15 protein-coding genes are annotated in these 11,882 nt (G+C 41.9%); 9 read left to right on the top strand and 6 right to left on the bottom strand.

Translation table 11 applies throughout. The annotated features are described in order from the left end of the window. Positions 1 to 26: 26 nt before the first annotated feature. Positions 27 to 770 carry a lipase family protein gene (locus tag DFR59_RS02190; RefSeq protein WP_245948349.1) on the bottom strand — a complete coding sequence of 248 codons (744 nt, stop codon included), beginning with the start codon at positions 768 to 770 and terminating at the stop codon, positions 27 to 29. A 242-nt stretch (positions 771 to 1,012) separates the two neighbouring features. Here DFR59_RS02190 and DFR59_RS02195 point away from each other — a divergent pair, with 242 nt between their 5' ends. Beyond that, complete coding sequence (locus DFR59_RS02195; protein WP_114743990.1) at positions 1,013 to 1,195, top strand: YjzD family protein; 183 nt, start codon at positions 1,013 to 1,015, stop codon at positions 1,193 to 1,195. A gap of 41 nt (positions 1,196 to 1,236) precedes the next feature. Here the strand turns inward: DFR59_RS02195 and clpB are convergent, their stop codons facing one another. The 4 genes from clpB to yjfP all read right to left on the bottom strand — a co-directional run bounded on the left by clpB (position 1,237) and on the right by yjfP (position 5,373). Further along, complete coding sequence (gene clpB, locus DFR59_RS02200; protein WP_114743991.1) at positions 1,237 to 3,822, bottom strand: ATP-dependent chaperone ClpB; 2,586 nt, start codon at positions 3,820 to 3,822, stop codon at positions 1,237 to 1,239. Between the two features lie 107 nt (positions 3,823 to 3,929). Beyond that, on the bottom strand, positions 3,930 to 4,109 hold the full coding sequence (locus tag DFR59_RS02205; protein WP_114743992.1) for a YjzC family protein: 180 nt from the start codon (positions 4,107 to 4,109) through the stop codon (positions 3,930 to 3,932). Between the two features lie 119 nt (positions 4,110 to 4,228). Further along, positions 4,229 to 4,537, bottom strand: coding sequence for a metal-sulfur cluster assembly factor (locus tag DFR59_RS02210; protein WP_114744238.1), 309 nt, complete (start codon positions 4,535 to 4,537; stop codon positions 4,229 to 4,231). Between the two features lie 68 nt (positions 4,538 to 4,605). Next, on the bottom strand, positions 4,606 to 5,373 hold the full coding sequence (gene yjfP, locus DFR59_RS02215; RefSeq protein ID WP_114743993.1) for an esterase: 768 nt from the start codon (positions 5,371 to 5,373) through the stop codon (positions 4,606 to 4,608). A 165-nt stretch (positions 5,374 to 5,538) separates the two neighbouring features. On the opposite strand from yjfP, the gene DFR59_RS02220 reads away from it, so the two are divergent. The 3 genes from DFR59_RS02220 to DFR59_RS02225 all read left to right on the top strand — a co-directional run bounded on the left by DFR59_RS02220 (position 5,539) and on the right by DFR59_RS02225 (position 6,803). After that, entirely contained in the window at positions 5,539 to 6,348 is an 810-nt protein-coding gene (locus tag DFR59_RS02220; RefSeq protein WP_114743994.1) for a Cof-type HAD-IIB family hydrolase, read from the top strand. Positions 6,349 to 6,462: 114 nt separating this feature from the next. Beyond that, the gene (locus DFR59_RS20210; RefSeq protein WP_170137256.1) at positions 6,463 to 6,615 is read left to right on the top strand and encodes a hypothetical protein; all 153 of its coding nucleotides are present in this window, start codon (positions 6,463 to 6,465) and stop codon (positions 6,613 to 6,615) included. A 2-nt stretch (positions 6,616 to 6,617) separates the two neighbouring features. After that, complete coding sequence (locus DFR59_RS02225) at positions 6,618 to 6,803, top strand: DUF3813 domain-containing protein (protein WP_114743995.1); 186 nt, start codon at positions 6,618 to 6,620, stop codon at positions 6,801 to 6,803. Positions 6,804 to 6,851: 48 nt separating this feature from the next. Here the strand turns inward: DFR59_RS02225 and DFR59_RS02230 are convergent, their stop codons facing one another. Then, positions 6,852 to 7,694 carry a YitT family protein gene (locus DFR59_RS02230; protein ID WP_114744239.1) on the bottom strand — a complete coding sequence of 281 codons (843 nt, stop codon included), beginning with the start codon at positions 7,692 to 7,694 and terminating at the stop codon, positions 6,852 to 6,854. 138 nt (positions 7,695 to 7,832) lie between these two features. On the opposite strand from DFR59_RS02230, the gene DFR59_RS02235 reads away from it, so the two are divergent. The 5 genes from DFR59_RS02235 (at position 7,833) to DFR59_RS02255 (ending at position 11,859) form a co-directional block, all read left to right on the top strand. After that, entirely contained in the window at positions 7,833 to 8,693 is an 861-nt protein-coding gene (locus DFR59_RS02235; RefSeq protein WP_114743996.1) for a DegV family protein, read from the top strand. A 60-nt stretch (positions 8,694 to 8,753) separates the two neighbouring features. After that, positions 8,754 to 8,885 (top strand): DUF3941 domain-containing protein, encoded by a 132-nt coding sequence (locus tag DFR59_RS02240; RefSeq protein ID WP_114743997.1) that lies wholly within the window; start codon positions 8,754 to 8,756, stop codon positions 8,883 to 8,885. A gap of 131 nt (positions 8,886 to 9,016) precedes the next feature. After that, positions 9,017 to 9,508 (top strand): YajQ family cyclic di-GMP-binding protein, encoded by a 492-nt coding sequence (locus DFR59_RS02245; RefSeq protein WP_114743998.1) that lies wholly within the window; start codon positions 9,017 to 9,019, stop codon positions 9,506 to 9,508. Positions 9,509 to 9,628: 120 nt separating this feature from the next. Then, a complete protein-coding gene (locus DFR59_RS02250; protein ID WP_158538288.1) occupies positions 9,629 to 10,984 on the top strand; it encodes a CoA-disulfide reductase in 1,356 nt (451 codons plus the stop codon). A 5-nt stretch (positions 10,985 to 10,989) separates the two neighbouring features. Next, the gene (locus DFR59_RS02255) at positions 10,990 to 11,859 is read left to right on the top strand and encodes an SDR family oxidoreductase (protein WP_114744000.1); all 870 of its coding nucleotides are present in this window, start codon (positions 10,990 to 10,992) and stop codon (positions 11,857 to 11,859) included. The last annotated feature ends 23 nt before the right edge of the window (positions 11,860 to 11,882 follow it).

The following is an 11,882-nucleotide window of genomic DNA, read 5'->3' on the forward strand; positions in this document are numbered from 1 at the left end:
ATGAATCTCATTTTCTTTCATTTATCCTATAGGTCCAATTCAGAATGATGAAATTCTTTCAGCATCTTTCTTGGGATGAGGGTCCTTTTTTCAGGTAGGAGATAGTGAAAAGAAATAGGCAGGCCTGCATCCTTTCTTTTCTGGATTGTTTGATTGATGAGTTCCTGCTGCCCATCGTAGCGGCTTCTTTCTACAAACTTTATGATGACCATCGGAAAAATGGCTTCTGCCAGTTTTTCCAGGTTTCCTTCCTGAGTCTTGAGTAATTCTTCGATTTGATTCTCGTTTATTTCATGAGAATTAATGAGTTCCTGGACAATCCTTTTGTAAAAAAACTTCTTTTCTTTCTCCTGTTCCACATGTTTTTTGAGAGAAAGGCATGGAGAAATAAGCGATACGGATCTGATTTCCCCTTTCATCATTGTGATGAGCTCAATCGCGGCCAATGCCCCCATTCCTTCTGCGATAACGTGGATTTTCTCGTTGAGGATTTCTTGCTTCATGATTAAATGATACAAGGTTTGTGCTAACTCTGCGGCTTTAGTGCTTCCCCAATTCTTCCCGTATAAGTTCGAATAAAAAACTGTATAGCCGTTGGAAGTCAATTCTTCAATCATTTTTGCCCTTCCGATATTTTGTGTCCAAAAGCTTTGGTTCTCTTCCACAAAATGCTGCTGATCGCCTAAGATCATTACCGCAAAACCGTTTGGCTTTTCAGGGCAATGAATCATACACCATTCATGTTCAATTTGAAACGTTCGCTGCGTCATAAGGAATTCTCCTTTTGCAAAGTGAGTCAATATAATGTATGAAGGGAAAAGATGTTGGAAAGGGACAAAGCCTAGTTTTTAAAAAATCCGCTCTCGGGAAAGCCGTGATTTTAGGCAAGAAAAGGTTTTCAATAATTTTGCGAAAAATATTTATTAATTATTTTGGCTGTGATACTATGTAACGAGAAACTTTTCCGTTTTACATTTTATGATAAATGTATTTGAATAGAGGTGAATAAGAAATGAGATACATCTGGACTTTCTTTTGGACTTTTTTGTTGATTGAAATGGTTACATATGTAGTAAGTGCCATGAGCGGATCTGAATTCCACTTTGCAACTGGTGTGACATTAGCTGTCGCTGCTACAATCTTGATCTTTATTATTCCTGCAGTCATCCCGAATGAGCCTGTGGAGCACGAATAATTATTTGGATGGCCGATCATTGATCAGCCATCCTTTTTCATTTAATTCACGATTATTTCTCCATCGATCAATTGGATGGTCACTTTATCATAAGGATGTACATTCCCTGCAATGATTTCTTTCGCGAGTGCCGTTTCTACTTTCCTCTGCAAATATCTCTTTAACGGCCTTGCACCATAGACAGGATCATAAGCTTCCTCCGCAATCGCTTTTTTCGCTTCCTCTGTTATCTCAATTGAAATATGCTGTTCATCCAGTCTTTTCTGCAGCTGTTTCACTAACTGATCTACGATTGCTTTTATATTATCTATCGATAATGGACTAAATAAAATGACATCATCCACACGGTTTAAAAACTCCGGACGAAAATGCATACGCAGCTGTCCCATCACCTTATCTTTTGTTTCATCACTTTCCATATCGCCTTCAAGCAGCCATTGTGAGCCAATGTTTGAAGTCATGATGATGACAGTGTTCTTAAAATCTACCGTTCTCCCTTGGGAATCTGTTATCCTTCCATCATCAAGCACCTGCAATAGGATATTAAACACTTCAGGGTGCGCCTTCTCAATTTCATCAAGAAGCACCACTGAATAAGGCTTCCTTCTGACTGCCTCCGTCAGCTGTCCTCCCTCTTCATAACCTACATACCCCGGAGGTGCCCCAATTAATCGTGAAACGGCATGTTTTTCCATATATTCGGACATATCAATCCGAATCATCTGTTCCTCGCTGTCAAACAAAGTGTTGGCCAGTGTCTTGGCGAGCTCGGTTTTTCCCACTCCTGTCGGCCCAAGGAAAATAAATGAACCGATAGGACGGTTAGGATCCTTTATCCCTGCCCTTGCTCTCAGAACGGCATCACTGACAAGCCTTACTGCTTCATCCTGCCCAATGACACGTTCATGCAGTATGCTCTCGAGTTTTAATAACTTTTCACGCTCGCCTTCCACCAGCTTGGATAGGGGAATTCCTGTCCATCTTGAAACAATCCCTGCAATTTCCTCCTCTGTCACTTCTTCTCTAAGCAGTCTAGTTTCGTCTTTTTGTTTTGAAGCCATTTCTGATTCGATAAGTGAAAGCTCCCGCTCCATAGCCGGTATCTTTCCGTGGCGAAGCTCAGCCGCTTTATTCAAGTTATAATCATTTTCAGCCTCTTCCAGCTCACGTTTATATTTTTCCAATTCTTCGCGTTTAGATTGAACCTTTTGCAGCCCTTCTTTTTCACTTTGCCACTTTGCTTTCATCGCATCTGCCTTTTCTTTCAGGTCAGCCAATTCTTTCGTCAGCAAGGAAAGTCTTTCTTTACTCGCTTCATCCGTTTCCTTTTTCAAAGCGGCTTCTTCAATCTCCAGCCGCATTACCCTCCGTGTGACTTCATCCAATTCTGTCGGCATGGAGTCTATTTCCGTACGGATCATTGCGCAGGCTTCATCCACCAGATCAATTGCCTTATCCGGCAGGAACCTGTCAGATATATATCGGTTTGATAAAGTGGCAGCAGCAACTATCGCTCTGTCATGAATCTTGACTCCATGGTGTATTTCAAATCGTTCCTTCAATCCCCGCAGGATGGAAATTGTATCTTCCACAGTCGGTTCATCAACTAAGACTTGTTGAAATCTGCGCTCAAGCGCCGGGTCTTTTTCGATGTATTTCCGATGTTCATCAAGAGTAGTTGCCCCAATGCAGTGAAGTTCTCCCCTCGCAAGCATGGGTTTAAGCATATTTCCTGCATCCATGGCCCCTTCTGTTTTTCCTGCCCCAACGATTGTATGAATTTCATCGATAAACAGAAGGATCCTCCCTTCACTCTGCTTGATTTCATGGAGAACCGCCTTAAGCCTCTCTTCAAACTCTCCACGAAATTTTGCTCCGGCAATCAGCGCACTCATATCCAGGGCGAAAATAGTCTTATCCTTTAATCCTTCGGGAACATCCTTTCTGACAATGCGCTGCGCCAACCCTTCTACAATTGCTGTTTTTCCCACGCCAGGCTCACCGATCAACACTGGATTATTTTTTGTCTTTCTCGATAGAATCCTTATGACATGCCTGATTTCTTGGTCCCTTCCTATTACAGGGTCCAATTTCCCTTCCCTTACTTCCGCTACAAGGTCCCGTCCATATTTCGCCAATGCTTCATAGGATGCTTCAGGATTTTGATTGTCCACCCTTCTATTCCCCCTTATTTCTTTGATGACTTTTTCTAAATCTGTTTTCCCGATTCCCTTTTTTCCTAAGTATTCCACCAGAGGAACATTTTTTTGATTCATCAATGCAAGGACAACATGTTCTACTGATAGATAATCGTCTTGAAATTGGTCCTTTATTTTTTCAGCATCATTGAATAATGTATGGAGTCTGCTTGAAATATATTGGCCGCCGCTCACACCGCTTCCAGATACACGTGGACGAGCCTCCAGTGCTTTTTCAATATATAAGAGGAGTTCCCTTTTGTTCAGTCCGAGCCTTCCGTATATCACACCTATAAGACTATCCGGTGATGAAAGCAGGGAATGCCAAAAATGCAGAACATCTATTTCTTGATGATTATGTGCTGCTGCAGCTTGCTGAGCATGTGACAGCCCTTCCTGAAGACTTGTGGTCATCTTATTGAGATCCAACAACCATCACTCCTTGACCTTATTTGACTATTGTGAATCCATTATAATTCATTTGTAAAAAAAGGAAAAGAAAAAGCGCCTGCCGAATGCAGGACGCTTATGATTCATTATGGTTTCCGCTTGTACGTCCAGTAGCGGTCATCGTTTGAAGTTTCAGGAAAGTGGTCCCCGGCTTTCAATTTGATTTTCTGCGGGTGTTTGACCATGCTTCCTGTTTCTCCGATTTCTACATATATCCCGTTGTTCGGAGCCTTTTGCCCTGGTCTGAATTGATGGCTTTGTCCCATGAATGACCCTCCTTAGAAGCTGTGGCTTCCTTTACAGTTTTCGACGATTGAGAGCAAAACATGAGCGACGATTTTTTCCAACATAAAAAAGACACAGCCAGCAGGCTGCGTCTCTTCTTTTATCGTATGCCTAATGCAATTTTTGCGTATCTGGACATTCTTTCTTTTGACCATGGCGGGTTCCAGACAATATCGACTTCCGTACTTTTTACTTCAGGGATATCGGAAAGGGCAACCTTTACTTGATCGACAATGGTTCCTGCCAGAGGACATCCCATTGAAGTCAATGTCATAGTTACTGTGGCTTGTCCCTCTTCATTCAAATCTACGTCATACACAAGCCCCAAATTCACAATATCGATTCCAAGCTCTGGATCGACGACCTGTTCCAAGGCCCCCATAATATTATCTTTTAAATCTTGATCGATCATTTCACAACACTCCTCAGGTTAATATCCTTATCTTCATCCTAACAAATCCTCGGCAGGAATGAAAATCATAAATGCTTATCAAACCATTCCGCCGTTTTCAACAGCCCTTCTCTTGATACTTTATGATCCGCTTTTTCATCAATAATGAATTGCAGGTACTCTTCCTTGCCTTTATATTCCGATTGAATGGATTGATAAAAACGGTAAGTTGGTTCAAATGGTACGACTGGATCCCGCTTCCCGTGCCAGAACAGAATCGGTCTTCCATTTAATTTATCCACTTGGCTGCTTAAATCATACTTTCTTAATATCTGGAACTGTTCCTCAAGCTGATTATCATCCAGGGGCAATTCTATATTGTTTTGCTTCAAGTATTCAATCTGGCCTTTCGCCAGTTCTTCATACGAAGCATTTCCCATGAGGCTTACAGCAGTTTTGATCCAGTCATATTGGCTTAATGCTCCAAGAGAGGCTATTGCTCCCATAGAGGTGCCTGCCAAACCGATTCTATTTTCATCAATGAGTCCTTTGACGGTAAATGCCTCTCTCAAGACTTTCAATTCCTCGATGGTCTGGATGACCATTCTCCAAAACTGGTGGCTATTTTTAGAAGGGTCCACCCCATCAATTCTTTCTCCATGCCCATATGCTTCCGGCATTAGGACTCTGAAACCTTTTTGCGCCATTAAGTATGCATAATGAAGATTATGTTCTTTTGCCGAGGTAAATCCATGAAGAAAAAATACCGTTGGTAGCCTATCTTGAGCTTTCTCTGTTTCCACTACGTGTAGTAAAGGAATATTCTGCACATACTCCTGGCTGATTTGAATCAATGAAATCGCTCTCCTCATAAGACGGTTTAAACTCCACCCTTTTTTTGGTAAAATAAAAGGATCATCTGTAAATATTTCATATAGTGTATTTTATCATGTAGACATTTCAATTCCTAAAGATTTACACTGTTTTTAGACAGACACCGATAAAAGAGGAGAAAAATTATGACAGCCAAACATTTGATATGCCTTGATTTAGATGGAACATTACTGACGGACGATAAACATATTACAGAAAGAACGAAGAGTACTATCAAAAAAGCAAAAGCAGCTGGTCATGAGGTGATCATCTCAACTGGCCGCCCTTTCCGTTCGAGTGAACCGTATTATAAGGAATTGGAGCTTGAGTCACCTATCGTCAATTTTAATGGTGCTTTCATTCACCATCCACTTGATAAGGATTGGGGTGTACATCATAGTCCCTTGGATATTGAAATCGCCAAAGAAATTGTGGATACATGCCAAAAGTACAACATCCATAATATCATTGCTGAAGTGATGGATGATGTGTACTTCCACTTTCACAATGACAAGCTCATGGACATTTTTGGAATGGGGAATCCAGAAATCACTGTGGGAGATTTAAGACAATACCTTGAAAAGTCCCCTACTTCCCTGTTGATACATGCAGAAGAAAGCCATGTGGAAGAAATACGCAGTCATTTGAGCAGTATCCATGCAGAAGTAGTCGATCATAGACGATGGGCAGCTCCCTGGCATGTGATAGAGATTGTTCGAAACGGTGTTCATAAAGCCGTCGGAGTCAAGAAAATAGCGGAATATTACCAAATCCCCCAATCAAGGATTATTGCATTCGGTGATGAAGACAATGACCTTGAAATGCTTGAGTTTGCCGGAGTTGGCGTAGCAATGGGAAATGGTATTGATTCCGTCAAATCGACTGCAGGCAATGTAACCCTTTCAAATGAAGAAGATGGTGTAGCTGTTTTCCTTGAAGAAAAATTGAATTTGTAGTCATTGCCTTTGAATCCATTAATTGATTAATGGATTCTTTTTTATTAATGCCATACTAAAGAAGAACGAACGATTTCGTTCAATGATTGCATGCTTGATAAAGGGGTGTTCATTGTGGGTAAACGAAACAAATCAAAACGATTCGTCCAACAAGGAAAAGATACGGTGAACCAGCATGATATGCGTATTCCATATCATCTGACGTACGCAGAGGCAGAGGCTCAAAAGCTTGAGAATGTAGAAAAGTCCTCTCTTGGAGGAATTTAACGATGGCAAATCGTCTATTTCAAGAAGCCCGAAAGCGAGTCGACCTGGCTAAACAATCCCAGCAGGCAAGTTCTGGTGCAGCAATGGAAAAAGCAAAAAATGCCCTTTCCTCGGCATATGCCAACTCCACAGCAGCAGAACAGATGCAGCTTCATGACATGCAAAAAGAATTAGATCAGATTAAATAAATAAAAAGGGCAGGATTTTCTCATAAAAAATCCTGCCCTTTTCCACTGCTACTCCCTCCGGAAAAATCCGAAGATGCCTGCTGTTTCTACAATATTTGTAAATGCATTAGGATCCACTTCCCGTATGATTTTCTCCAAATCATACAGCTCATACCTTGTTATGACGATAATCAGCATTTCTTTATCTTCACCTTTGAACGCACCCTTTGCCGGGACACGAGTGATTCCGCGGACGAGTTTCCCATGGATCGCTGTTTTCAGTTCTTCTGATTTCTTCGTTATAATCATGGCAGTGAGCTTTTCATGTCTTGTGTGGATGGCATCTATGACTCGGGTGGAGGCATACAGCGTCACCAATGTATACAACGCTTTATCCCCGCCATAAAGTAATCCTGCACTAGTTATGATGACGGCATTCAGCATGAAGAAGTACGTTCCAACCGGACGGTCCTTCATTCTCGATAAAATCATAGCCACGATGTCAAGGCCTCCCGTTGAAGCACCATATTTCAAAGTGATTCCTACCCCGACTGCAGCTATGACTCCTCCAAATACCGCATTTAATAAGATATCTTCTGAATATGTATGAAGAGGGATTATTTCAAGAAAAACGGTCATGAATGTAACGGAAATAAAACTATATAGGGTGAAGGATTTCCCAATTTTCTTCCATCCTAAAATAGTGACAGGAATATTAAGCAGGAACAATAATATCCCGGTAGAGATGGTAAAAGGCGTGTATTCTCCTACAATACTTGAAATCAATTGGGCAACCCCCGCAAATCCACTTGCATATACCTTTGCCGGAATCAAGAATTGGTTTAAGGCCAGTGCATTAAGGAATGCTCCGATGACGACGATGATGAATTTTTTCGATTCCTGCCAAAACATATCTTTAGACATGCTAGCCCCCCTTTGGTATTATATTTCTCTCTTTAGCCTATTTTCTTGCACATTAATACACTTATTGTCAATTTTCCATAAAATCGCTAAACTAAAAGCATATCTTAATCGTGAAAGGTGAAGAAAATGACCATTAAATTATTTGCGGACAGTGCAAGCGATCTGCCTCTTTCCTTCTATGAAGAAAATGACGCAGTCTTGATCCCCCTCCGCGTAGAAATCGACTCGAATGAATATGATGACCTGAAAACCATCAATCCTAAACAGCTTTATACAGAAGTTAAAAATGGCAAGATGCCTAAGACTTCACAGGCTTCCCCTCAGGTGCTGCAAACCTTATTCAAGGAATTGGCCGAAAAAAAAGAAACTGGCATCTATATTGCTTTCTCATCTCAGCTCTCAGGTACATACCAAACGGCCGTGATGGTGCATGATCAAGTCAAGGAAGACTTCCCTGATCTTGATTTGACGATTATCGATTCCAAATGTGCTTCCCTTGGATACGGATTAGTCGTATTAGAAGCAGCCAAATTGATTCAAAACGGTGCTCCGAAAGATGTAATTTTAAATGATATTCAATTTCGCTGTCAACACATGGAGCATCTTTTTACAGTGGAGGACCTGGAATTCCTTGCACGCGGGGGAAGAGTGTCCAAGGCTTCTGCATTTATCGGTGGATTATTGAATATTAAACCCCTTCTTCATGTTGAAGATGGAAAATTAATCCCGCTTGAAAAGATACGGGGAAGAAAGAAACTCTTTAAACGCATGGTGGAATTAATGTTGGAACGAGGTCAGGACCTGGAAAATCAAACGATTGCAATCAGCCATGGGGATGATGAAGAGTCAGCCTTGCATTTGAAAGAATTGATTCTTGAAGCCTCTTCTGTGAAAGAGGTAGTCATCAATATGATCGGTGCTGCTGTCGGCTCACATTCCGGCCCGGGCACAATTGCGCTATTCTTTTATAACGAAACAAAAAAGTGACATAAATCCTTGCTGAAGCGGATAAAATAAGCCTATCACCATTAGAAAGGCGTGACTTTTGTGCCGTATACTTCCGATAATGACAAAAAGGCAAAGGATAACAATGCCTTGCTTCATGAAAAGAATATGGAGCGGGAAAAAAATAGAAAAAAAGGGAAACACCAATATTCCAAGAAAACAGATCACCTCTGATTTCTGAAAAATCAGCCCCGCCATCCATTTGGATACGCGGGGTTTTTTGTCCCTTCCCCTCTCCTTAGTTGTATACTAAGGAGATTTTCACTATAATGAAAGACACATAAATCCATTGGGGAGGTACATACATGGCTAAAGAAAGCTCATTCGACATCGTCTCTAAAGTCGATCTTGCTGAAGTGACTAACGCAATCAACATTGCTTTAAAAGAAATCCAAAACCGCTATGATTTTAAAGGAAGCAAAAGTGATATCAAATTAGAAAAAGAAGATTTGGTTCTTACCTCTGATGATGAATTCAAGCTTGAACAGCTAAAGGATGTTCTAATCAACAAATTGATCAAGCGTGATGTGCCCGTTAAAAATCTTGACTATGGCAAAATTGAAACTGCCTTGGGCGGCACTGTCCGACAGAGGGCGAAGCTTGTCCAGGGCATTGACAGGGACAATGCAAAAAAAATCAATGCCATCATTAAAGATTCCGGTGTCAAAGTAAAGACACAGCAGCAGGATGACCAAATCCGGGTTACGGGGAAAAGCAGAGATGATCTTCAACAAATCATTGCAGCCATAAGGGCAGCTGACCTTTCCATCGATGTTCAATTTATGAATTATCGATAAACAGTGTCTAATTAAAAGAACGAATGGGTAAAGTAAACTGACCCATTCGTTTTTTTGTATATAAAAATCTTTCAAGCCTGTAAGACGGCGTTTCATCGTATACATATGGAGGTGATCAACATGCCTAAACACATCGTTATAGTGGGGGGAGTTGCTGGCGGCGCCACTGTTGCAGCTCAATTAAGGAGACTGAATAAGGATATACGCATATCAATCTTTGAAAAAGGCGGTCAAATCGCCTATTCCAACTGCGGGATTCCTTATTATATTGGAGGAATTGTTCCTGATCGAAACAGCATTCTTCGCGATTGCCAGGACTTTTCTGACAAATACGATGCAGCCATACATTTATATACCGAAGTCACTTCTATCGACAGAGAAAAGCAAAGAATCAGCTTTATTGATTTAAAAGACAACAAAGAAGGGTATGAGGAATATGACCACCTTATCCTGTCACCCGGGGCATCTGCCAGGATTCCGGATATTCCAAACTTAAATGCAGGTAATTGCTTCCCTATAAGATCCATACAGGATATGGATCACGTCCACCAGTTCATTGAAGAATCCTCCCCTAAGACTGCACTGATTGCTGGAGGGGGCTTTATCGGAGTGGAAATGGCGGAAAATCTCATTTTAAGGGGATTAAATGTCCAATTGCTGGAACGCTCCAAACAAGTCATGGGGATATTGGACAGCGATATGGCCGAATTGATGGAAAAGGAAATGCGGGATAAAGGGATTTCCCTTCTCTTCGATGAGGAGCTGGCTGCCGTTGAAGATGGCGGTACAACATTTGTCATGAAAAGCGGGAAAAGAACTGAAGCTGACCTTCTCATTCTTTCAATGGGAATCATCCCAAACACTTCACTCGCTGAGCAGTCAGGTTTGAAGATTGGGGAGACAAAAGGGATTGTTGCCAATGAATTCATGCAGACAAATGATCCATTGATCTACGTACTCGGGGATGCGGCTGAAACTGTCGACCCCATCCTGCATAAGCCTAAACAAGTTCCTCTAGCCTGGCCTGCCCACCGGCAAGCCTATATCATCGCAAATCATATCGCAGGCGTTCCCATCCCTTATAAAGGGACCTACGGAACAGCCATTGTTAAGTTCTTTGACCTGGCTGCAGGTATGATCGGCCATAATGAAAAAACTCTCAAAAGCATGGAAACGCCTTTTAAGACAGAGGTTGTGGAGGCAAAGTCTCATGCAGGATATTTCCCTGGTTCCATGCCATTAAAAATCAAATTGCATTACGACCCGGTTTCCAGAGCAATCCTTGGTGCACAGACAATCGGAAAAGATGGTGCAGATAAAAGAATTGATGTAATAGCTGCAGCAATGAAAGGCAAATTGACAGTAGACGATTTGCAGGAGATTGAATTAGCCTATGCCCCTCCGTTTTCATCGCCAAAAGACCCTGTAAATATTCTCGGATATATGGCCAGTTCCAAAAATATAAACAAGGAGTGATTGCAATGAGTTCCAATAATCAACCAAAACAGACATTCCCGCCGCAGCACCAAAATATTCAGCCCGGCATAGAGTCGCAAATGAACCCAGAACCTCAATTTGTAGATCCTAACTATAAAGGGAGCGGAAAGCTTCAAGGAAAGAATGCCATCATCACGGGAGGCGATAGTGGCATCGGCAGAGCTGTTTCCATTTATTTTGCAAAAGAAGGAGCGAATGTTGCCATCGTCTACCTTGAAGAACATGAAGATGCCAAATTGACAAAGAGCCTTGTTGAAAAAGAAGGCGTACGCTGTGAATTGTATCCCGGAGATATTGGAAGCGAAACGTTTTGCAAATCCATCATCGACAAAGTTGTTGAAAGCTTCGGGGGAATCGATATCCTTGTCAACAATGCTGCAGAACAGCATCCGCAAGAAAGCTTGCTGGACATTACTTCTGCACAATTGGAAAGGACATTCAGGACCAATATCTTCTCTTTCTTTCATATGACAAAAGCAGCGCTTCCCCATTTGAAAAAAGGAGATGCCATTATTAATACCGCATCCATAACCGCTTATAAAGGCAATGAGCAATTGATTGACTATTCTTCTACTAAAGGGGCCATCGTCTCATTCACAAGATCGCTTTCTCAATCGCTTGCCTCTCAAGGAATAAGGGTTAACGGGGTTGCGCCAGGTCCCATTTGGACGCCGCTCATCCCTTCGACTTTTCCCGCAGACCAAGTGGCCAAGTTCGGTTCGGGCTCCCCGCTTGGGCGTGCAGGGCAGCCGTTTGAACTCGCACCAGCCTACGTTTACCTTGCAGCAGCCGATTCACAATACGTGACCGGCCAAATGATCCACGTGAACGGCGGGAGCGTGGTTAACGGTTAATGAAAAGCAGGTGGACAACAAGA

It is taken from the genome of Falsibacillus pallidus (assembly GCF_003350505.1).
In the GTDB taxonomy this organism is placed as follows: Bacteria; Bacillota; Bacilli; order Bacillales; family DSM-25281; genus Falsibacillus; species Falsibacillus pallidus.

What these genes read in the sequence shown, in the direction of transcription:
- DFR59_RS02190 (WP_245948349.1), bottom strand. Translation starts at nt 770, where the DNA reads ATGACGCAGCGAACGTTTCAAATTGAACATGAATGGTGTATGATTCAT.
- DFR59_RS02195 (WP_114743990.1), top strand. Translation starts at nt 1,013, where the DNA reads ATGAGATACATCTGGACTTTCTTTTGGACTTTTTTGTTGATTGAAATG.
- DFR59_RS02205 (WP_114743992.1), bottom strand. Translation starts at nt 4,109, where the DNA reads ATGGGACAAAGCCATCAATTCAGACCAGGGCAAAAGGCTCCGAACAAC.
- DFR59_RS02220 (WP_114743994.1), top strand. Translation starts at nt 5,539, where the DNA reads ATGACAGCCAAACATTTGATATGCCTTGATTTAGATGGAACATTACTG.
- DFR59_RS02225 (WP_114743995.1), top strand. Translation starts at nt 6,618, where the DNA reads ATGGCAAATCGTCTATTTCAAGAAGCCCGAAAGCGAGTCGACCTGGCT.
- DFR59_RS02230 (WP_114744239.1), bottom strand. Translation starts at nt 7,694, where the DNA reads ATGTTTTGGCAGGAATCGAAAAAATTCATCATCGTCGTCATCGGAGCA.
- DFR59_RS02235 (WP_114743996.1), top strand. Translation starts at nt 7,833, where the DNA reads ATGACCATTAAATTATTTGCGGACAGTGCAAGCGATCTGCCTCTTTCC.
- DFR59_RS02245 (WP_114743998.1), top strand. Translation starts at nt 9,017, where the DNA reads ATGGCTAAAGAAAGCTCATTCGACATCGTCTCTAAAGTCGATCTTGCT.
- DFR59_RS02250 (WP_158538288.1), top strand. Translation starts at nt 9,629, where the DNA reads ATGCCTAAACACATCGTTATAGTGGGGGGAGTTGCTGGCGGCGCCACT.
- DFR59_RS02255 (WP_114744000.1), top strand. Translation starts at nt 10,990, where the DNA reads ATGAGTTCCAATAATCAACCAAAACAGACATTCCCGCCGCAGCACCAA.